The sequence below is a fragment of the Tunturiibacter lichenicola genome (genome assembly GCF_051013355.1).
Lineage (GTDB): Bacteria > Acidobacteriota > Terriglobia > Terriglobales > Acidobacteriaceae > Edaphobacter > Edaphobacter lichenicola_F.
In genome coordinates this window covers 3,799,695-3,820,132 of record NZ_CP132944.1, presented here as the reverse complement: position 1 = coordinate 3,820,132, position 20,438 = coordinate 3,799,695, and the positions used below count along the sequence as shown (strand labels likewise).

At 59.6% G+C, this 20,438-nt stretch carries 19 protein-coding genes and 1 tRNA gene; 11 read left to right on the top strand and 9 right to left on the bottom strand.

The window, feature by feature from the left end; all coding sequences use genetic code 11:
* Positions 1-115: 115 nt before the first annotated feature.
* A tRNA-Met gene (locus tag RBB82_RS16105) sits at positions 116-192 on the bottom strand.
* A 9-nt stretch (positions 193-201) separates the two neighbouring features.
* Between RBB82_RS16105 and kdsB the strand changes: the two genes are divergently transcribed.
* Both kdsB and metG read left to right on the top strand, forming a co-directional pair.
* Entirely contained in the window at positions 202-1,092 is an 891-nt protein-coding gene (kdsB, locus tag RBB82_RS16100; protein ID WP_433971768.1) for a 3-deoxy-manno-octulosonate cytidylyltransferase, read from the top strand.
* 340 nt (positions 1,093-1,432) lie between these two features.
* The gene (gene metG / locus RBB82_RS16095; RefSeq protein ID WP_433971767.1) at positions 1,433-4,018 is read left to right on the top strand and encodes a methionine--tRNA ligase subunit beta; all 2,586 of its coding nucleotides are present in this window, start codon (positions 1,433-1,435) and stop codon (positions 4,016-4,018) included.
* Between the two features lie 153 nt (positions 4,019-4,171).
* On the opposite strand, the gene RBB82_RS16090 is transcribed toward metG, so the two are convergent.
* Positions 4,172-4,651: a cupin domain-containing protein gene (locus tag RBB82_RS16090; protein ID WP_433971766.1), complete on the bottom strand. Its 480-nt coding sequence runs from the start codon at positions 4,649-4,651 to the stop codon at positions 4,172-4,174.
* A 32-nt stretch (positions 4,652-4,683) separates the two neighbouring features.
* Positions 4,684-5,145 (bottom strand): cupin domain-containing protein, encoded by a 462-nt coding sequence (locus RBB82_RS16085; protein WP_433971765.1) that lies wholly within the window; start codon positions 5,143-5,145, stop codon positions 4,684-4,686.
* Between the two features lie 42 nt (positions 5,146-5,187).
* Between RBB82_RS16085 and RBB82_RS16080 the strand changes: the two genes are divergently transcribed.
* The 5 genes from RBB82_RS16080 (at position 5,188) to RBB82_RS16060 (ending at position 9,291) form a co-directional block, all read left to right on the top strand.
* Positions 5,188-5,670: a response regulator transcription factor gene (locus RBB82_RS16080; protein ID WP_433971764.1), complete on the top strand. Its 483-nt coding sequence runs from the start codon at positions 5,188-5,190 to the stop codon at positions 5,668-5,670.
* 121 nt (positions 5,671-5,791) lie between these two features.
* Positions 5,792-6,358, top strand: a complete 567-nt coding sequence (locus RBB82_RS16075) for a DUF4199 domain-containing protein (protein WP_433971763.1) — start codon at positions 5,792-5,794, stop codon at positions 6,356-6,358.
* Positions 6,359-6,739: 381 nt separating this feature from the next.
* Complete coding sequence (locus RBB82_RS16070) at positions 6,740-7,603, top strand: TatD family hydrolase (protein WP_433971762.1); 864 nt, start codon at positions 6,740-6,742, stop codon at positions 7,601-7,603.
* 56 nt (positions 7,604-7,659) lie between these two features.
* Positions 7,660-8,160 carry a YajQ family cyclic di-GMP-binding protein gene (locus tag RBB82_RS16065; RefSeq protein WP_433971761.1) on the top strand — a complete coding sequence of 167 codons (501 nt, stop codon included), beginning with the start codon at positions 7,660-7,662 and terminating at the stop codon, positions 8,158-8,160.
* A 141-nt stretch (positions 8,161-8,301) separates the two neighbouring features.
* A complete protein-coding gene (locus RBB82_RS16060; protein WP_433971760.1) occupies positions 8,302-9,291 on the top strand; it encodes a polyprenyl synthetase family protein in 990 nt (329 codons plus the stop codon).
* Between the two features lie 75 nt (positions 9,292-9,366).
* On the opposite strand, the gene RBB82_RS16055 is transcribed toward RBB82_RS16060, so the two are convergent.
* From RBB82_RS16055 to RBB82_RS16045, 3 genes are all read right to left on the bottom strand, one after another.
* The gene (locus tag RBB82_RS16055) at positions 9,367-10,587 is read right to left on the bottom strand and encodes a glycosyl hydrolase (protein WP_433971759.1); all 1,221 of its coding nucleotides are present in this window, start codon (positions 10,585-10,587) and stop codon (positions 9,367-9,369) included.
* A gap of 337 nt (positions 10,588-10,924) precedes the next feature.
* Entirely contained in the window at positions 10,925-11,164 is a 240-nt protein-coding gene (locus RBB82_RS16050; protein WP_433971758.1) for an exodeoxyribonuclease VII small subunit, read from the bottom strand.
* Complete coding sequence (locus RBB82_RS16045; protein ID WP_433971757.1) at positions 11,164-13,119, bottom strand: bifunctional homocysteine S-methyltransferase/methylenetetrahydrofolate reductase; 1,956 nt, start codon at positions 13,117-13,119, stop codon at positions 11,164-11,166. Before RBB82_RS16045 ends, RBB82_RS16050 begins: the two co-directional genes overlap by 1 nt.
* Positions 13,120-13,300: 181 nt before the next feature.
* On the opposite strand from RBB82_RS16045, the gene RBB82_RS16040 reads away from it, so the two are divergent.
* The 4 genes from RBB82_RS16040 (at position 13,301) to RBB82_RS16025 (ending at position 17,720) form a co-directional block, all read left to right on the top strand.
* Positions 13,301-14,851 carry a hypothetical protein gene (locus tag RBB82_RS16040; protein WP_433971756.1) on the top strand — a complete coding sequence of 517 codons (1,551 nt, stop codon included), beginning with the start codon at positions 13,301-13,303 and terminating at the stop codon, positions 14,849-14,851.
* 75 nt (positions 14,852-14,926) lie between these two features.
* Positions 14,927-15,658: a bacillithiol biosynthesis deacetylase BshB1 gene (gene bshB1 / locus RBB82_RS16035; protein ID WP_433971755.1), complete on the top strand. Its 732-nt coding sequence runs from the start codon at positions 14,927-14,929 to the stop codon at positions 15,656-15,658.
* Between the two features lie 93 nt (positions 15,659-15,751).
* Positions 15,752-16,693 (top strand): ferritin-like domain-containing protein, encoded by a 942-nt coding sequence (locus tag RBB82_RS16030; protein ID WP_433971754.1) that lies wholly within the window; start codon positions 15,752-15,754, stop codon positions 16,691-16,693.
* 13 nt (positions 16,694-16,706) lie between these two features.
* Entirely contained in the window at positions 16,707-17,720 is a 1,014-nt protein-coding gene (locus RBB82_RS16025) for a ferritin-like domain-containing protein (RefSeq protein ID WP_433971753.1), read from the top strand.
* A gap of 74 nt (positions 17,721-17,794) precedes the next feature.
* On the opposite strand, the gene RBB82_RS16020 is transcribed toward RBB82_RS16025, so the two are convergent.
* The 3 genes from RBB82_RS16020 to RBB82_RS16010 form a co-directional block, all read right to left on the bottom strand.
* Positions 17,795-18,418, bottom strand: coding sequence for a hypothetical protein (locus RBB82_RS16020; RefSeq protein ID WP_433971752.1), 624 nt, complete (start codon positions 18,416-18,418; stop codon positions 17,795-17,797).
* An 87-nt stretch (positions 18,419-18,505) separates the two neighbouring features.
* A complete protein-coding gene (gene lpxD, locus RBB82_RS16015; protein WP_433971751.1) occupies positions 18,506-19,432 on the bottom strand; it encodes a UDP-3-O-(3-hydroxymyristoyl)glucosamine N-acyltransferase in 927 nt (308 codons plus the stop codon).
* Positions 19,432-20,376 carry a lysophospholipid acyltransferase family protein gene (locus RBB82_RS16010; protein ID WP_433971750.1) on the bottom strand — a complete coding sequence of 315 codons (945 nt, stop codon included), beginning with the start codon at positions 20,374-20,376 and terminating at the stop codon, positions 19,432-19,434. The genes lpxD and RBB82_RS16010 overlap by 1 nt, the downstream gene beginning before the upstream one ends.
* Between the last annotated feature and the right edge of the window lie 62 nt (positions 20,377-20,438).

Sequence of the window (20,438 nt, the reverse complement as noted above, 5' to 3'; positions counted from 1 at the left end):
CTCCATGGGGACTTCCGGGGCAACAAGGGGTTAGACGCATCCCGCATACGAAATGATATAGACAAAATGATACTCTCGAACCATAGAGAGTGCGCTGGCAGTCGCTATAACACTTTGGTGGCGGTGGGCAGAATCGAACTGCCGACCTACGGGTTATGAGTCCGTCGCTCTAACCATCTGAGCTACACCGCCAATGTGTGTATGGAGTACGCCGGCACAAACTCTCTGCGGAGAGAGACGATCGCCACGGCACAGCCAGTTCCAATCATACTTGATTCTCCGCAGACCGAAAAGCCGGAGACTCGCCCCGGCGAAAAGCCTGACTCTAAAGCTGCTTCCCAGCCTGGTGAAGCACAGCCTGATGAAACAACTCGCCTGACCGTTCTCGGCGTTATTCCGGCTCGCCTGGCCTCTACGCGCCTCGCCCGCAAAGTCCTCCGCACCATCGCCGGCCGTCCCATGCTCTCCTGGGTCTTCGACGCCGCCTCTGCCTGCCCACAGCTCAACCGCGTCATCATCGCCACCGACTCCGACGAGGTCGCCGATCTCTGCCACCGCAACAACTGGCCCGTCCAGCTCACCTCGCCCGACCTACCCAGTGGTACTGACCGCGTCCACGCCGTAGCGCGCCACATTCACGCCGACATCTACGTCAACATCCAGGGCGACGAACCCCTTCTCAAACCCCAACACCTCACCGCCCTGCTTCGTCCCTTCAGGCACGCGCACGCCCAGGTCTCGACCCTCAAAGTCCTCTGCACCACCGAAAACATTACTAACCCCAACGCCGTAAAAGTCGTCACCGCCGCCGACGGCCGCGCCCTCTACTTCTCCCGCTCCACCATCCCATACGACCGCGACCAAACCATACCGCAGTACTGGAAGCACATCGGCCTCTACGCCTACCGCAAAGCGACCCTCGAGCGCTTCCCCACCCTGCCCCACAGCGCGCTCGAACACACCGAGCGCCTCGAGCAACTCCGCTTCCTCGAAAACGGCATCCCCATCCACGTCGAGCCCACCGACTTCGACACCATCGGCGTGGACACCGAAGAAGACCTCCACCGCGTCGAAGCTCTCTTAACCCGTTAGAGCCGTTCTCCTGCAGCTGTGGAGTAGTTTTCTTCAGCCGTCATCCTGACCCTGAGCGCGTCGAAGCGGAAGGATCCATCTCCCTGTCGTTGTTGTTGCGGTTGCATTGCCCTTTTGTTGTCATTCCGTAGCGGAGCGGAGGAATCTGCTGTTCCTCCGCCAGCCGCAACCAAATGATCCAAACCGCCACTGCCGTCATCTTAAACGCAGTGAAGCATCCCTGTATCTCTTGTTGCAGCGTCATCACGCCTACAGGAGAACTGCGATAGCCGCCGCACAGCAGTAGCCATCACGCGACAAGCGGCCCCCACCAATCCCCTGCTAAACTGGCCATATCGTCATGCCTGAAACCCCGAAAAAGTTCTACCTCACCACCCCCATCTACTACGTCAACGCGCGCCCTCACATCGGCCACGCGTACTCGACCATCGCGGCCGACGTCATCGCGCGCCGCCACCGCCTCCTCGGCGACGACACATTCTTCCTCACCGGCACCGACGAGCACGGCCAGAAAATCGAACGCTCCGCCGCAGCCGCCGGCATCCCGCCGCAAGAGTTCACCGACCAGGTCTCCGCCGAGTTCCGCAACCTCTGGAACCGCATGGGCCTCACCTACGACGACTACATCCGCACCACCGAGCCCCGCCACCAGCGCGGCGCCCAGCGTCTCTTCGCCGACCTCCACCAGCGCGGACAGATCTACCTGAGCTCCTACACCGGCCAGTACTCCATCGGCGAGGAGATCTTCGTCGAAGGCCCTCCCGGCGTCCTCGGCCCCGACGGCAAACCCACCGAAACCGTCACCGAAGAGAACTTCTTCTTCCGCCTCAGCGAATACCAGCTCCCCCTCATCGACCTCATCGAGTCCGACGCCCTCCACATCCAACCCGAGTCCCGCAAAAACGAAGTCCTCAGCTTCCTCCGCGGCGATGTCAAAGCCTTTGTTTCGGCTGCATACGATCGAGCGCTCTTTGAGCAGAGCGATGATCTTTCTTCGAAACCAACGCCATCCAACCTTCCGCCAGATCCTCTCCGCAAAGCTGAGGAAGATGGAAAAATCGGCCGGAGCGCTCAAGGCAACCCCTACGTCAAAGGGCACCTCCGCGACCTCTCCGTCTCCCGCTCGAGCTTCACCTGGGGCATCCCCGTCCCCGAGCCCGCCGCCTCCGAGACGCAGCAAAAACACGTCATCTACGTCTGGCTCGACGCCCTCGCCAACTACATGACCGCCATCGGCTACGGCAGCGACGCCCCCGAAGACATCGCCAAATTCGAACGCTACTGGCCCGCCGACCTCCATCTCATGGCCAAGGAGATCACCCGCCAGCACTGCATCTACTGGCCTGCCTTCCTCCTAGCGCTCAAACCCAACGAAGTCCCGCAAGAAGAGTGGAACCGCAAGATGCTGCCCAAAGCCGTCACCGCCCACGGCTGGCTCCTCTTCGACGACAGCAAGATGTCCAAATCCAAGGGCAACATCGTCCGCACCGAGACCATCCTCGACGCCTTCGGCACTCTCTGTCCCCCTGTACCCACCTCCCCAATCAGTTCCGCCGCAACCGAACCGAACTCCGCATCCGCCTCTTTGTTGTCATCCCGCAGCGCAGCGGAGGGATCTGCTTCACCCGAACCACCGCGACCGCCAACCAAGGCCGAACAAGACCTCTTCGCCTCCGACGTCCTCCGCTACTTCCTCCTCCGCGAGATCCCCTTCGGCCAAGACGGCAGCTTCAGCTTCGAAGCCATGATCACCCGCTACAACGCCGACCTGGCCAACGGCTACGGCAACCTTGTCAGCCGCACGCTTTCGATGATCGAGAAATACATTGAAGCCGCAAACAGAAATCAAACGAGCGTCGACCCAGCGACACCCTTTTCTATATCGAACGAGTCTGTTCGGTCAGCTGCAGATGAAGTCATTGAAAGCGCGTCGGAAAATTGGAGTTCATACTCCTTCGGCAAATTCATCGACTCGGTTTTTGGGCTGGTGAGCGCTACGGATGGTTTCATAACCAGTCACGCCCCATGGAAAATTGCGAAAGCGCAAGCGGAACATTGGGAACTAAATTTGGCGTACGTACTCTCCACGGCCGCTGAATCGATTCGCATCATCACCGCGCTTCTATATCCCGTTATCCCAAACGCAACAGCCAAAGTATGGGCCCAGTTGGGTCTAGGCTCGATCGAGGAAGCTGCCAAAACTGGAGCACTACGTGACCTGAAATGGGGCCAATTGGACGACCTCGAACCAGGAAAACTAGGCCCCCTAAGCCCCATCTTCCCCCGAGCGGACAAAGGACTCGCACAAATCATGATCGACATGGAAAACCCCACCTCTGCTCCTCAGCAACCCGAGCACCCCAAGCCCTCCAAGTTCGTTGACGAGACCACCACCCACACCTCACCGGTCCCAACCGACCCCACGCATCCCGGAGCCGCCCCCCGCACCTCGTCTCTCGCCGAACCCGCTCCCGGCACCACCGTCGGTGGCAGCCACGCCATCAGCACCGAGCGCACCGGAACCCCATCCCACACCGAAGCCCACGCCTCAGGCGTCTTCGCCAACGCCGTTGCCCAGTCAAACATCCCCGACACCCCGCAGATCGCCATCGACGACTTCGTCAAGATCGACCTCCGCGTCGCCCAGATCATCGTCGCCGAGCGCATCCCCAAAGCCGACAAACTCCTCCGCCTCGAAGTCGACCTCGGCTACGAAAAGCGCCAGATCCTCTCCGGCATCGCCGAGTGGTACACCCCCGAAGAGCTCCTCGGCAAAAAGATCGTCGTCATCGCCAACCTCGCCCCCCGCAAGATGCGCGGCCTCGAATCCCACGGCATGCTACTCGCTGCATCCGAAGGCGAAAACGGCAAACCCATCCTCGCCACCTTCGGCGAAGACATAGCCCTCGGCTCCCGCCTCCGCTAGCACAAAGTACCAGGTAGACGCACTGTAACCATTACGGAATCGTCATCTCGACCGAAGCGGCGCACAGTACCATCGTGCGCCGCGCAGTGGAGAGACCCCCGTATTTGTCTTACTCATCTACATTCGCCAAAGAGACACCGACCAACCTTCGGCTCACCGGCCCCCAACCTTCTGCAACTCAGACTCACGCCCAATCGCAATCACAAAATAATTCGCATCCACATCCCCTACGTTCTTCAACCCATGCATCACGTCCGACGCCGCAAAGATCACACCACCCGGTCCCACTCTCTCCGGCGTGCCATCGTTGTCGAACTCAAGCTGCCCCTCCCGCACCATCATGAACTCCGAGTGTCTGTGCTTATGCGGCGGATGCGGCATCTGTCCCGGCGGCAGCGTCGTCTCATGCATCTCCACCGTCTCGCCCGTAGCCAGAACACCCTGCACGACGGCTCTGCTCGCCCCACCATTCGCCGTCTTCTTCACCGGCAGCTTCTCAAAAGGAAACGTCTCCGAGTGCGACAACACATTGCCCCCCGGCAACGCCGTCGTCTGTCCCTCCGCCGTCACCACACCCATCGCAACCATCGCCGAAAGGCCCAAAAACACATCACGCCGGTTCAGATTTTTCATGCCGCCATCCTACGCGATTGCGCCGCCCCCATCTACTTCTTCGTGTCCCCACCAATCTGCACCACGCAGTACTTCGCCGGAACATCTCCAACATTCTTCAATCGGTGCAGCGTACCCATCGCCACATAGATCACACCGCCCGGCCCCACCTTCTCCTCCTTGGCGTCATGGTCGAACTCCAAAGTCCCCTCCAGCACCGTGATCAACTCCGAGTGCTGTATGGTATGCAGCGGACTGGGTGTCGCTCCCGCAGGCTGCACAGACTCATGCACCCCCACCGCCTCACCCGTAGCCAGCGCACCATGCAACACATCACGACTCTCGCCACCGTTTGCCATCTTCCGCACCGGCATCTGCTCCAGCACATACACCCGCGACTGCGACAGCGTCCCAGAAGAAGCCGCTTCCGGTGTCTGCGTCCAACCACGCGCACTTCCAATCGCAGCCAGCAGCGCCAGCCCCACAAACACTCCCCACCCGGTCGTCTCTCTCATCCAGCCATCCTAGGCGGAGATATACTTCTTCACAACCCCATCATGAAGCGCCACGCCCTCATCTTCGGCCTCGTCGGCGGCCTCCTCATCGCCACCCTCCAATACACCGAATACCGCTTTGTCATCATCGAGCACTCCGTCGAGCTCTACAGCGCACTCGTCGCCATTCTCTTTGCAGCCTTCGGCATCTGGCTCGGCCTTCGCATCACCCGCCGCCGCGAAGTCATCCGCGAAACGATCGTGATCAAAGAAGTCCTTGTCCCCGCGGAAGTCCCTGCCCCCGCCCAAGAGGAAGTCTCCTTCGCTCCCAACACCGCCCACCAGCAGACCCTCGGCATCACGCCACGCGAACTCGAAATCCTCGCTCTGATCGCCCGTGGCCTCAGCAATCGCGAGATCGCCACGCAGCTCTTCGTCTCCGAAAACACCGTCAAGACACACTGCGCCCGTACCTTCGACAAGCTCGGAGCCGCCCGCCGCACCCAGGCCGTCCAGCGCGGCAAAGAGCTAGGCCTCTTGCCCTGAACGTGTCACCCAAAAGCACGATTTCCGCTCCACTCCCGCAAAATCATCCGAAAGGATGACGACATCCGACCCCGTTACACTGCATCGTGACTCCATCCTCACTCCCACTTAGGAGCCTCGCATGAAGAAAACCGTCCTCACCTTCGGCCTCATCGCCGGCCTCATCATCTCCGTCCTTATGGACGGCTCCGTCCTCCTCGCCGACAAGATCGGCTCCGGCCACAGCATGATTCTGGGCTACGCCAACATGGTGGCGTCGTTCCTGCTCGTCTACTTCGGCATCCGCAGCTACCGCGACAACTCCCTCGCTGGCCGAATCTCCTTCGGCCGTGCCTTCGCCTGCGGCATCCTGATCACCCTCATCACCACCGTCTGCTACGTCGTCACCTGGGAGATCATCTACTTCAACTTCATTCCCCACTTCATGGACGGTTACTTCGCCGCGCAGATTCACAAGGTTCAGGCCTCCGGACTTGAGCCAGCCAACATAGCAACGAAGGTTGCTGCCATTCAGCACTCTCAGCAGCTCTACCAGAACCCCTTCGTCAACATGGCTTACACCTTCATGGAGCCCCTGCCCGTCGGCCTCGTCATTACCCTCATCTCCGCTGCCATCCTCCGCCGCAAAGCCCCTGCCAAACCCACCGCCACCGCTACAATCCACGTTGACCAAAAGGCCGGGGCGTAAGCCCCAGCCGTCCATCGTTCGAACCGTTAGCGTATTTCCATGCCAGCGGCTTCTACAGCTGCTCAATCCGCCGTGTCCTTCACATCCGCTGAAGTGAATGCTGTCAAGCCCCTAAGCCACTTAAACCCATCTCTCACAACAACATGCATCTGGCGCATGAGTTATATCGAACCCGATATACTGGATACAGGTCATCAAAAGGCGGATGATTCCGGCATTTTTGCCCATTCAAGGCGTAAACCCTTTGAATGGACATATTTACCTGCATCCCCTTTAGAATGACATTTTTGCAGTCACTAAAAAACGCAACCCGCTGAAACCAAGCGGTTTAACTAATACCACCCCGGGGGGCACCCCTCTGATATAGCAGGCGTACCGCACATGTTCCTTACCGACTCACACGCCCACCTCGACTTCTACACCGAGACCCCAACCGACCGCGATGAGGTCCTCCGCCGGGCCTATGCGGCCGGAGTCCACACCATCCTCGCCATCGGAATCGGCGACGGCCCCGCCACCATGCATCAGGCGCTCGAGATCGCCAACGCCACCAACGGCCCCGACCTACCCAAGATCTACGCCACCGCGGGCATCCACCCCCAGGAGGCCACCAGCGCCACCAAGGAGGCCCTCGCCAAGCTGACCGCTCTGGCCGCCGACCCCAGATGCATCGCCATCGGCGAGATCGGCCTCGACTACTACCACTTCGACAACCCCGACATCGCAACCCAGCAGCTCGCCTTCACCGCCCAGATGTACATCGCCGCCCAGACCCGCAAGCCGATCATCATCCACTGCCGCACCAGCGAGCTCGCCACCCCTCAGGCCAAAGAAAAATACGGCACCGCCGACGCCTGGGAGGACCTCCTGGCCCTCATCGAACAGCACTGGACGCATCCCGGCCATGGCATCGCCCACGGCGGCATCATGCACTGCTTCTCCGGCACCGTCGAACAGGCCCAGCGCTCCATCGACGCAGGCTTCCACCTCTCCTTCGCCGGCAACCTCACCTACCCCAAGGCCCAATCCATCCGCGACGCAGCAGCCGCAGCCTCAGCCGACCGCATCCTCGTCGAAACCGACGCCCCCTTCCTAGCGCCCATCCCCCTGCGCGGCCAACGCAACGAACCCGCCCTCGTCACCCATACGGCGGCAGCCCTTGCTACCCTCCGCGGCATCTCACCAGAGGAACTCGCGACCCTCACCACCAACAACTTCAAAAATCTCTTCCCCACAACGCGCTAAACTCTTCAGCGCTGACATAATAGAGTTCGACAAGTCACAGACGAAGGAACAAACCAATGGCATCCGACAACAGCTTCGACGTAGTCAGCAAAGTAGAGATTCAGGAAGTAAAAAACGCCATCGACCAGGCCTCGAAAGAGGTTCACGCCCGCTTCGACCTCAAAGACTCCAAGTCGAAGATCGAGCTCGAAGGCACCGACACCATCCAGCTCGCCAGCCAGGACGAGTACAAGCTCCAGGCCGTCACCGAGATCCTCTCGCAGAAGCTCGTCAAGCGCGGCGTCTCCCTCAAGAACCTCGAGTTCGAGAAGATCGAGCCCGCCGCCAACTCCAGCGTCCGCCAGAAGATCAAGCTCGTCCAGGGCATCCCCTCCGAGAAGGCCAAGATCATCGTCGCCGCCATCAAGGACTCGAAGAAAAAAGCGCAGGCCAGCATTCAGGGAGACACGGTCCGCGTCGTCAGCAAAGACCGCGACGTATTGCAAGAGGTCATGGCCCTGCTCCGCGGCAAAGACATCGGCGTCGAACTCCAGTTCACCAACTTTCGCTCCAACTAACCAGCGCTCACTGGCACTCGAAATGGCAGCAAGCCCCTCCGCCCTGCCAATTCGCCAACCCTTTGCTTACATGAACATCGTAGTCAATTTTTTCGAGCCAACTCTGAAGCCAAACGAACATCCTGATACTCTGACTTATAAGTGAGCACGCTCTCCATCGCGACCGCAGCCGAGGTGTTCGACCTCCTCCGTGACGATCTAGCCGCCATCGAGCAGGAGTTCTCCCGGCAATCCGCCTCGAACGTGGAGGTCATCACCGACATCGCCCAGTACCTTATCGCAGGCGGCGGCAAGCGCATTCGCCCCTTGCTCCTCCTGCTCTCCGCCAAGGCCCTCGGCTGTACGAACCAGAGCCGAATCCGTCTCGGCGCCGTCGTCGAGATGCTCCACACCGCGACCCTCGTCCACGACGACATCATCGACGAGGCCGACACCCGCCGCGGCCGCCCCTCCTCCAACACCACCTGGGGCAACGCCAAGTGCGTCCTAGCAGGCGACTGGCTCTACATGCAGTCCTTCTCCTCCGCCCTCGAAGAGCGCAACTTCCGGGTCCTCGAACTCCTCATCTCGCTCACCCAGCAGATGGTCGAGGGCGAACTCCTCCAGATCGAGAAGCTAGGCCACCTCATCAACGAAGAGGAGTACTTCGATCTCATCTTCCGCAAGACCGCCTGCCTCTTCCAGGTCTCCATGCAGCTTGGCGCTGCCATCACCCACTCCGGCGACGAGATGGAGTCGCAGCTCGGCGAATACGGCCGCAACCTAGGCCTCGCCTTCCAGATCGTCGATGACGTCCTCGACCTCACTGCCGCTGAAGACGTCCTCGGCAAGCCGGTAGCCAGCGACCTCCGCGAAGGTAAGGCAACGCTCGCCGTCATCCACGCGCTCGAACGCGGCACCGGCGCTGACCGCGAGGCCATCCGCACCGTACTTGCCGACCGCAGCTTTGCCCGCGTCTCCCATCCGGAGATCCTCGAGATCCTCCAGCGCCACGGCTCCATCGACTACGCCATGGACACCGCCTGCGCCTACGCCGAAGCCGCCCGCCTCACCATCGCCGACCTGCCCGACACCGAAGCCAAGCGCGCCCTCCTCTGGGTACCCGGCTTCGTCACCAGCCGCGACCGCTAAAAGCTCTCGCTAAAAGATAAAACGTGGTGCTCATCGAATCGGCGAGCACCACGCTTTCCTTAAGCCTGTTTTACTTCACTGGATTGGCAACGAGAGGTACAGCGTTCCCAGAGGAGTTAGTACGCCAGTCCCACCCAGCAGACTCGTGAAGTGCGGGTCAGGACTCAAACGCCCCGTGAACCACGCGTAACGAAAGACATCAGACCGGCTCTCGCATGTTGCGACCATGCTGGTCATCTGCGACTCCTGCTTGGCCAGCGTGTCAATCTGCGCGCTGCCGTCCCCTGTATGCCAGTTCGCAAACTCCGTCACCCAGAAGGGTTTGTTGTACTTGTCCAGCAGATCCAGCTGAGCATCCAAGCCATAGTCGTACCAATGGAAGCCTAGGTAGTCGATCTGCGGATCGTTGCCACCGTTGGCCGCCTGATAAGCAGCGTAAAAGGCATCGAGCCACGCAACCGGAGTGTTATACGCCGTGTTGAGCTCGTTTCCGTAGCTCATCTGTGGCCCAACGATCTTGACCCCGGTCTGCGCAGCGACCGCCTCGTACTGCGGCCATAGAGCCGCAGCCTGTTGCGGCGTCATATTCGCCTGGCCCGTCTGGCTCGGCTCATTGAGAACAAGCATGTACTTGATGCCGGGATTCGCCTTCAGATACGTCACAATACTTGCCGCATTGAAGTTCCCATTCCACAACATGGGAAAGTAATCCATCCTATACTGCGTCTCATAATCGGCGGACACGCCAGAGTTCGGAGCCGAGGTCCAGTTGTACCACCAGCTCACCCCAGGCGAAAGCACTGCAATGTCCAGCGGCGAAGACAGATCGTAGGCAACTCCACGTTTCGCACTCTTAGCCGGAGCACTCGGCCCAGGAGTAGGTTTGGGCGTTGGAGTTGGTGTAGGCGTAGGAGTTGGTGTAGGCGTAGGAGTCGGTGTTGGCGTAGGAGTCGGTGTTGGAGTTGGTGTAGGCGTAGGAGTCGGTGTTGGTGTCGGTGTTGGTGTTGGAGTCGGTGTTGGTGTTGGAGTCGGTGTTGGAGTCGGTGTTGGCGTTGGCGTTGGTGTTGGCGTTGGCGTTGGTGTTGGAGTTGGAGTTGGTGTAGGTGTTGGTGCCGGGGTAGGCGTCGGCGTAGTTCCTGACCCAGAGCTATTCGATGGAGGAGCGACCGTTGAACCGCCGCCAGCAACCTGTGTCAAACCTGCGCCACTGCCACAGCCGGAGATAGCAAAACACGCGGCAAGAACAAGAACCATAAAGGCATGCTGATTCTCAGCGGGCATGCGAAGTCCCTTCAATGTATCTCCTTCCAAACAACGTGTAGAAATCTCACTCATCTCGGGACAAATAGTCAGGCTAAGCCGAAGCCAGGCACACTCCCATTGTTAAAACCGACGCAGTCGAGGCGACATGCAGTCGTCACTGCACTGTTCGGCCTGTTGGCCCACGTACAGTGCTAGAAAATCATGCCCCACGCGCGTGGTCTCTGACCCGGAAGTTGTAACGGCAAAGATCCGGAATCCATTTATTTTGTGTCGTCTATATGGTTATCGGCTGATTCGGAGCATTCTTTACGCAAAAATCGGTCCCGCCAGGCAGCAGCCCCAATCAAGCACCTCAGACCGTGAATCCAGATTACTTCTCTGTCCCACCCTCTTGTGTAACATCGAAATCCACCGCCCGCATCCCGCCACTTCCCTTATCCACCAGCAGTTGGATCCGTCCTTCGGCTGCCTCCAGTTCCTTCTTGCAAGCGTCCGAAAGCTTGATACCTTCCTCAAACAGACGCACCGAGTCCTCGAGTGACAGCTCTCCCTTTTCCAGCCTCTCCACCACCGACTCCAACGCCGCTAACTGCTGCTCAAAGTTAGCCATTATGCGACCTCGACCAAACCATCCACCTTCTCCCCACTCAAACCCAGCACATCCGCGGCAACACTGTATCGTCCAAACGGCGCGCTCACCTGCACCCCCTGTACCATCGGCCGCGCCTCGGCGAGCATCTCCTGCGCGATCTTCACACCTTCAGCCCTGCCCGCCTCAGGAGAAGACACGGCACCCATCCGCTTCATAATCTCCTCTGGCATACTTACCCGCAGATCGTTCTTCATGAACTCTGCATTCCGCAAGCTCGTCAACGGCCAGATTCCCGCAATCACCGGAATCCGAAATCCTTCGATCCGCCGCAGAAACTCCTCCAGCACGCGCATGTCGAATACCGGCTGCGTAATCGCAAACTCCGCCCCCGCCTCAACCTTGTAGGCAAAGCGGCGCACTTCGTGATCCATATCCTGCACACCGGGATTCGCCGCCACGGCGATCGCAAAACCCGTCGACTCGCCGATCGAGTTCTTCCCAATGTCCAATCCGTAGTTCAAATTGTGGACGATGTTCACCAGCCCGATCGCATCCACATCAAACACCGCTGTCGCATTCGGATAGTTCCCCAGCTTCGGCGGATCGCCCGTCAGGCAGAGAATATTCTTCAGCCCAATCGACGACGCCCCCAACAAATCACTCTGAATACTCAACACATTCCGGTCGCGGCACGTGTAGTGCAGGATCGTCTCGATCCCGACATGCTGTTGAATCTGCACGCATAGGCTCTGCGCGCTCATCCTCGCGCTCGCTCGCGGCGAATCGGGCACATTGATCGCATCCACGCCAAGCCGATGCAGCTGCGCCGCACCATCCAGCTCCTTGCTGCAGTCGATCCCCTTCGGCGGCACAATCTCCACCATCGTGACGAACTCCCCCGCCGCGACCATCCCGCCAATCTTTGACCGCCCCGCAAGCGCTGGCGGCTCAACCTTGCTTCCCGCCATCGCCGCTGTCTTGTTCGACCCAGCGCGCTCCATCACCTGGGCCCCCCCCTCCATCGCATCTAGCGCTCGCAACGAGCTCTTCATCGCCCGCGTGTAACTTGGAGTGGTCCCGCAACACCCGCCTACGATGCTCGCGCCCGCCTTCACCAGCTTCCGAGTAAAGCTCGCCATGTACTCCGGCGAGGTCAAATAGATCGTCCGGCCCTCCACCGCCCGAGGAATCCCTGCGTTCGGCATCGCAGCCAACGGCAGCTTCGTCAGCGGCCTCATCCGCTCGATCACGCTCAACACCGTCGCCGGGCCAGCGCTGCAGTTGCATCCAATCGCATCCGCGCCCCACTCCGTCAGCTTGGTCGCAGCCGTCTCCGCCGACGCTCCGTCCAGACAGCTCCCATCCTCATCGACGGTCATCATCACGATCACCGGTGTTCCCGGAGCCTCACTCCGCGCCGCAAGAATCACCTGTTCCGCCTCGGCCAGCGACGTCATCGTCTCCACGATCAACAGATCCGCTCCTACGCCCGGGCCGCCCTCCACCAGCGCCCGAATCTGCTCCGCAAACGCAGCTCGCGCCTCCTCCAGTCCGACCTTCCCAAGCGGCTCCAGCCTCACACCCAGCGGCCCAATTGACGCTGCGACAAACGCCTCGCTCGCCTGCTTCTCCAGTATCTGGTTCACACAAGCCCGCGCCAGCGCAACGCCAGCCAAATTGATCTCGCGAACCTTATCCTGGAGCCCGTGCAGACCCAGCCGGAAGCGGTTTCCTCCAAACGTATTCGTCTCGATGACCTCGGCGCCCGCCTGCAGGTACTCCGTGTGAATCTCGCGGACCAACTCTGGCTGAGACAGATTCAACTCGTCATAGCAGCGGTTGATGAATACCCCGCGCGCGTACAACATCGTCCCCATCGCCCCATCACACAACACCGTTCCGCCTGCAAACAGTCTGTCAACCGCAGCAGGTCCGGTGCCAGGCCCCGCGTTTGTATTCAACTCATCTGCCATGATCGTCTCCAAGCGCTTCGCTCTATCCTAAGCCACGGCCCGGACGCGCTCCAAACCAATGCAAAATCCAGACGTGCAGATCTGCTTCCAAACGGGCGATCGACGCGTCCTTTGTTATACTCGGCACATAGCATTGGCCGCCAAAACCATATAGCAGCGTTCAGGTTGGAGTTAGTTACCGTTGAAGAATCGAAGTCTCTTTACCCAGTCTCTCCGTGCCCAGATCTTCTGCGGCCTCCTGATCGCTGTCGCTACGCTCGGGCTCACATCCTGCCAGGAAATCCTCTACAAGTTCCCACAGTTCACCTTCGCCAACCGCCCCATTCCGCCAAGCCTGCTCGCAAACCGGGTCATGGTTGGGGTCACCGCGAACGGCGGCGGCAGTGGCAGCCTGCAGATTCTCGATGCGCTGAACGACCTGCGCGGCAACATCCAGGGCACCAAGCTTTCCTTCTCCATCAGCGGCTACTCCTCCGGATTTCCCAATCTCATCCTCAACTTCCCGTCTGAGATCACCGGCTACGTCTACTCCAACACCCTTGGCGACGTTCAGATCATCAACTACGGCAAAGAGTCCGTCACCGGCTCCGCAGGCAGCTTCCCGACTAAATCGACCGGCCTCGCTATCCCACCGACCTTTGGCCATATCTATTCGGCAGAAGAGGGCATAGGCCAACTCGGCATCATCGATAACAGCACCGGCAGAAGCTACGGGCTCAATCTTCCCAACGTCTTCCAGGTCGTCGTCAACACCGGCGACAGCGTCGTGCTCGCCATGGTCCGCAACTCCGACGCGATCTACCGCGTCATCAAGCTCAACGCAAACACACCGTATGCGACCTCAACAGAGGCTATTGCAAACGTCACGGGCGCAGTTGACTGCGAACCCTTCAACCTCCCCGTGTACTGCGTCGTTGCCGTCAACAGCGTCAATCCCGCTGCCCCTGCAGCACCATCCACCTTCGATCGCCCCGTCAACGCCTACTTCTCGCTTGATGGCAACTCCGTCTACGTCCTCAACTGCGGCCCGGAGTGCGGTGGCAAGACCGCCGGCGTGACGTATCTGCAGAACGGCGCGCTTCAGGTCAATACCTACACCAACAACACCCCTGCAAATCCAAACGCCTTCCTCGCCGCCTTACCCGTCCAAGGCGGCGTCACTGCCGCCGTCTCCGACGGAACCACACTCTACGTCTCAGGACAGCAGATCCAACCCGACGGTCTTCTCGCGGGTAATCTCTCCACTATCAATCTGGCAACGAACACCATCACCAGCGTCACCTCCATCTCCGACGGCACCCACACCAAGATGCTCTTCGCCGACGACAACACATTATGGGTAGGCTCACAGCTCTGCGCCACCGGCGAACGTGCAGCCCGCGCCGCCCAGGGCATCACCGACCAGACAGCCAACTACAACTGCCTCACCCGCGTCGCATTGCCGTCAGGCTCTACCCCTATCAGCGCATCGATCATTCCAGCCGTCTCGCAAAGCAAGTCCAACACGGTCGCCGTTCCTTACCCCAACACCAATCAGAATCAGTTCTACTACGGCGACCTGACCGGCCTCTGCTGGGTTCAGACTCTTCACAAGGTCTACACCGCCTACGGTGGACAGATCCACGCCTTCAACACCGCCGACGGCTCTGAGATTAACAACAAGAACATCACCATTCAAGGCACCGCACTCGACGTCGCCTACATGGACGCCTTCACCGACGCAGCCAACTAACGTCACCTAACGGAGCGAATAGGGCTTAGGACGTACAAAAGTGCCTAAGCCCTGCTTCCTCCACTCCTCCCTTCTATGTCCACCGTCCCGACCGTCGACATACTCGCTATCGCCGCTCACCGCGACGACGTAGAGCAGACCTGCGGCGGCACGCTCCTCTCCATGCACGCCCGTGGTTGGCGCACCGGCATCCTCGACCTCACTCAAGGCGAGTCCGGCACCCGGGGAACTGCCGCTGATCGCGAAGCAGAAGCAAACGCAGCCGCTCGCATCCTCAACGTCGCCCATCGCGAGGCCCTCGATCTCCCCGACGGCAACGTTGAGAACACCCTCGCCAATCGCCTCAAACTCGCCGCGGTCCTTCGACGCCTTCGTCCTCGCGTCGTCATCCTTCCTTATTGGCAGGGCCGGCATCCTGATCACTACACCAGCGCCACCTTAGGCTACGAAGCCTGCTTCATCAGCGGCCTCGCCAAGGTCGCCACATCGGGCGAAGCCAACCCGCCACATCGCCCCTTCAAAATTCTCTACGCCAGTCTCTATGCGGACGTGCGCCCCACCTTCGTGGTCGACATCACACCGTTCGTGGAGCAGCGCCTTCAGTCTCTCCTCGCATATCGCTCGCAATACGGCACTCAGCCGCAGGGCTCCGGCCTCTTCGTCCCAGAGGAGGAGATCCGCGAACGCACCTTTGCCACAGCGCGCCACTACGGTCTGCTCGCAGGTGTGCGCTACGCAGAGCCGTTCGTTCAAAAAGAAGTCAGCCTTGTTGATGACGTCATGAACCTTGCTGTTCAATCAATCTAGCGACGAATATCACCGTCTCCGCAATCCGTTCCTGCTTGCCCTTCGTCATCAGAACGAGTGTGCAGTCTGCAGTGCACTGAGGAGAGGTAAATCGTGGAAAAAAAACTCAATGATCTCATCGACAAGGCCCTGTCGCGTCGCAAATTCCTGGCCGGCGCAGGTACTGCGACAGCATCAGCGTTGATTGTCGGATGCAGCAGCAGTTCACCGGCGCCAACCCCAACACCAACGCCGACACCAACACCGCTGGACGTTCCCGATAACGACATCCTGAACTTCGCCCTCAACCTCGAGTACCTTGAGGCCGAGTTCTATCTCTATGCCGCAACCGGGCATGGCCTTTCTACTGCCGATGCGCTCACCGGTGCAGGCACCACGATCGTTCCTCCAAACATCGCAGCCGTTCCCTGGGCGAACTCGACCTACGCTCAGTACGCCAACGAGATCGCACAGGATGAGCTGAACCACGTCCGCCTCATCCAGTCAGCCATCACGGCAAACAGTGGAACACCGGTGCCACGTCCTGCTCTCGACCTCACCTTCTTCGCTCCTCTGGCCGTGGCCGCCGGCATCACGACCACTCCCACCTTCAACCCATTTGACGGAACCAACGACTTCCTAATCGGCGCCTTCGTCTTTGAGGATGTTGGCGTTACTGCTTACAGTGGTGCCGCGCCTCTGCTCACCAACAACAACATCCTCAGCGCTGCCGCTGGCATTCAAGCGGTTGAGGCCTACCATGCCGCTGAGATCCGCACCCTGATCGTAGGTACATCCATTGCCACCAACGATCAGACGTACATCGCTATCGCCAACAAGGTCTCAGCTCTCCGAGGCATGCTCGGTGGCGGCAATGAGACGGCCCTCAGCGTCAGCAGTATCGTCGCTGCTGATCCCACCAACGCCATCGCATTCCATCGCACAACCGATCAGGTCCTGCACATCGTGTATGGCGCGGCTGGCGGAGCAGGCTTGGGCAAGGGCGGATTCTTCCCCAATGGCCTCAACGGCAAAATCTCAGTAACAGCTTCCTAAGGACGGAGACATCATGGCAACTTTAGAGACACAGCAGCTCGATGAAATTATCGTCAGTACCCGCCGAAAGATGCTCACCAAAGGAGGCGCAGCACTTGCCGCTCTCGCCTTCGGCGCACTTACAACCAAAAAGGCGGAGGCGCAAGCCACTATCGGCGATTCAGACATCCTCAACTTCGCCCTCAACCTGGAGTACCTCGAGGCGCAGTTCTACAATCTCGCGGTCTATGGCGTCACCATCGACAAACTGCCGACGCCGATTCCTATCAGCGTCAACGGAACCACCGGTGGAACCGTCACACTGAGCCCAACGTTCGCCAAGGTTCCGTTCTCTCTCCCGTACGTTCAGTCCTATGCGATGGAGACAGCAACCGAAGAAGGCAAGCACGTCAGCTTCCTCCAGGGCGCTCTCTCCACCAAGGCAGTTTCGATGCCCAACATCGATCTGTACAACTCCTTCAACACGCTCGCAACGGCTGCAGGCATCGGCCCGGCCTTCAATCCCTTCGCCAGCGACGCCAACTTCCTCATTGGCGCATACATCTTCGAAGACGTCGGAGTCTCTGCCTACCACGGCGCTGCCCCTCTGATCTCCGACAAGACCAATATCCTCCCGGCTGCAGTGGGCATCCACGCCGTTGAGGCATACCATGCCGGTCTCATCCGTACGACCATCAACGGCCTCGATGGTGGTGGTGGCACCGGACCACTCAGCACTCTGACCCAAATGATCTCGGCGGCTCGTTCCTCACTCGCGAATCCCGATCCTACCAACCCCATCACCACTCCGTTCGTCACATTCACAGGCTCCAAGGCAGACGACATCGGAGTAACAGTAACACCGGTAGCGCTTAACACAGGTTCGGCTACCTTCACCGCCTCCACCATCGTCGATTGCGACCAAAACTCCTTGGGATGGTCGCGCAATACCTCCCAGATACTCGCAATCGTGACCGGCACAGCACCCACCGCTACCGTCCATCAGGGAGTCTTCTTCCCTAATGGCCTCAACGGTCTCATCGCATAGCTTCAAAAGACTCGTATCAATAAAAAGAGCCTCAGTCCGCAAAGGCTGTGGCTCTTTTTATGCCAGAAATCAAATCAAACCACCACGCGAACCCGCAACCGCTCCTTCACGAAATTAGTTACTTCATTGGTTACATACAGGGGAGGCCGCATCGTCAACACCGGCGTCCCCTCCACGAGCTTCAACGAAACACCCTTCCACTCCGGCCGTCCCAACACGCCATCCGCTACCAGCACCGCATCTGCGCGGTCCAGAAAGTACTTCGCCGAGTCCTTGAAGTCCGCCGTCTCAGGGTCCAGCACGCTCAAATAAAGGTCCGGTCGCAGAAATCGCATGATGCTGTTCGACTCAATCACTACATTCTCAGCTCGTGCTATCTCCTTACGAATCCGCGGCATCGCTTCCGAAAGATCTCCCTGCCTCGTCCTCACCCAGAACGATCGCACCGCCCCAGCCGCAAGATAACGCCCCGAATCTGTCGTGGCGTCTCCCCCAATCCGTTCTTCACTCACCGCCACCGTGTGCTCCGCCGTCTCGCAGTCACAAGGCTCCCCATTCGCCGAACACATCCCATGCCCGAACTGGGTCACCTTGAACGCTGTCCAATGCATCTCCGGCATCGCGGCAATCAGACCCGCCACTACGCTCGTCTTCCCGATATTCCTCGTATGTCCGCCAACCACAACAATCGCCATCATCCACCACGCTTATCACCACAACTCACCAGCAAATCACCACCAACGCACCACAGAAATTCCACCACGAACCATCAAATCGTACGCTCTTCAACGATGTTTGAGCCGCGCCAGATCCCGCAGATACTCCTTCAAAGGCCGCGCAGGCCTGCCCCAGAACACCTCCCCCGGCCCCCGCATTTTTTTCCCGCTCAACACACCCGCTCCACCACCGAGAATTACCCCCGCCCCCACCGTCGCATGCTCTCCTATTCCCACCTGCCCGCCCAGAATCGCACCATCCTCCACCACGCTCGACCCCGAAATTCCAGTCTGGGCGGCGATAATCACGTTCTTTCCAATCACACAGTTGTGCGCGATGTGCACAAGATTATCGATCTTCGTCCCTCGCCCGATCCGCGTCTCTCCCAGCGCACCGCGATCGATCGTAGTATTCGCACCGATCTCAACATCATCCTCCACCACCAGTCTCCCCTGCTGCGGAAAGATCAGATACCTGCCCGTCTCTTCGCTCCGCACATACCCAAACCCCGTAGAACCCAGCACCGCACCAGCCTGCACCACCACGCGATCGCCCAGCACCGTTCCAGCATAGATCGTGACCCGCGCCTGAACATCGCAATCCGCACCAACCACGACACCATCCTCCAGCACCACCCCCGGCCCAATCCGTGTGCCAACTCCGATCGTTACGCCCTGCCCTATGATCGCCGAAGCATGCACTCCCGCCCGCAACACCTCTCCTTTGAGTTTGCGTGCCACCACCGCAAACGCATACCGCGCATCGCTCACCCACAACACCCGCGGATCCAGCGGCAGTTCCCCGGACTCCAATTTTCTGTTGGCAAGAATTACTCCAGCATTCGACCGAAGCGCCTTATCCAACGCCGCCGCCTCCACGGCAAACACCACCGAGTTCTCACTCGCTCCCTCGATATTCGAGACCGCCTTGATCTCGACATCCAGCAACGGCGCGCTCACGCCAATCCAGTCCGCCACCTTACTCATCGTCGCCATCAGTAGATCCCCTCATCTCCTGGCGGTCGCGTCTTCCAGCGCCGGTGCATCCACAACCACTGCTCAGGATACTGCCGAATCATCCCTTCGATCGCCGCAGTAAACGCCGCCGTATTGGTCACCGCATCGCGCTCTGAATCCCCAGTATGGACGACCTCAAGCTCGCGCCCAAAACGCAAAACATACTGCTGCTCGCTCTCCTCCCACAACAAGAACCCCGGCACCACCGCCGCACCGGTCTTCAGCGCGATCCGGGCCATTCCAGAGGCGGTACACGCCTGCACGCCAAAGAACGGCACAAACACACCCTGTGGCGGAGTCATATTCGTGTCCATCAGAATCCCCACCGTCTCCCCGGCCCTCATCGACGCAATCAACCCTCGCGCAAAGTCGTCCTTATGAATCACCCGGTTCCCATGCCGGCAGCGAATCTCATTCACAAACGCATCCACCAGCGGATTGTCCAACCGACGTATCACCATCCCCATCGGCATCCCCATCAGCGAGTGGTAAAAGCTCGACAGCTCCCAAGCCCCCAGGTGTCCGGTCAATACCAGAACTCCCTTACCCCGCTCCCGCGCCGCGAGATAGTTCTCCAGCCCCTCATACCGAATGAACCGGCTCGCCCCGTCCGGCGAATACCCCGGCATCAGGCAGAACTCCGCCAGCAAAGCACCTAAATTCCGATAAACCGACCTCAGAATCCTCTCACGCTCCACCTCCGGCATCTCCGGAAACGCCAAACGCAAATTGAGAGCTCCGACCCTCCGCAGCCGCCCCAAACTATAAAAAGCAACCAGCCCAATCCCCGAGCCCACCGCTCGAGCCAACTTGCGCGGAAGCACCCGCAAAAGGTGAACAGACAGCCATACCAAAACGAACTCCACTCGTTCGCGGAAACTAACCTCCGTCGCATGCGTCTGTTTTTGTGGAACTTCGCTCAAGCTTCTAGTCTACCGATTCCAACCCCCTGCCACCCAAAAACAGAAAGGGCGGCTGATTAAGC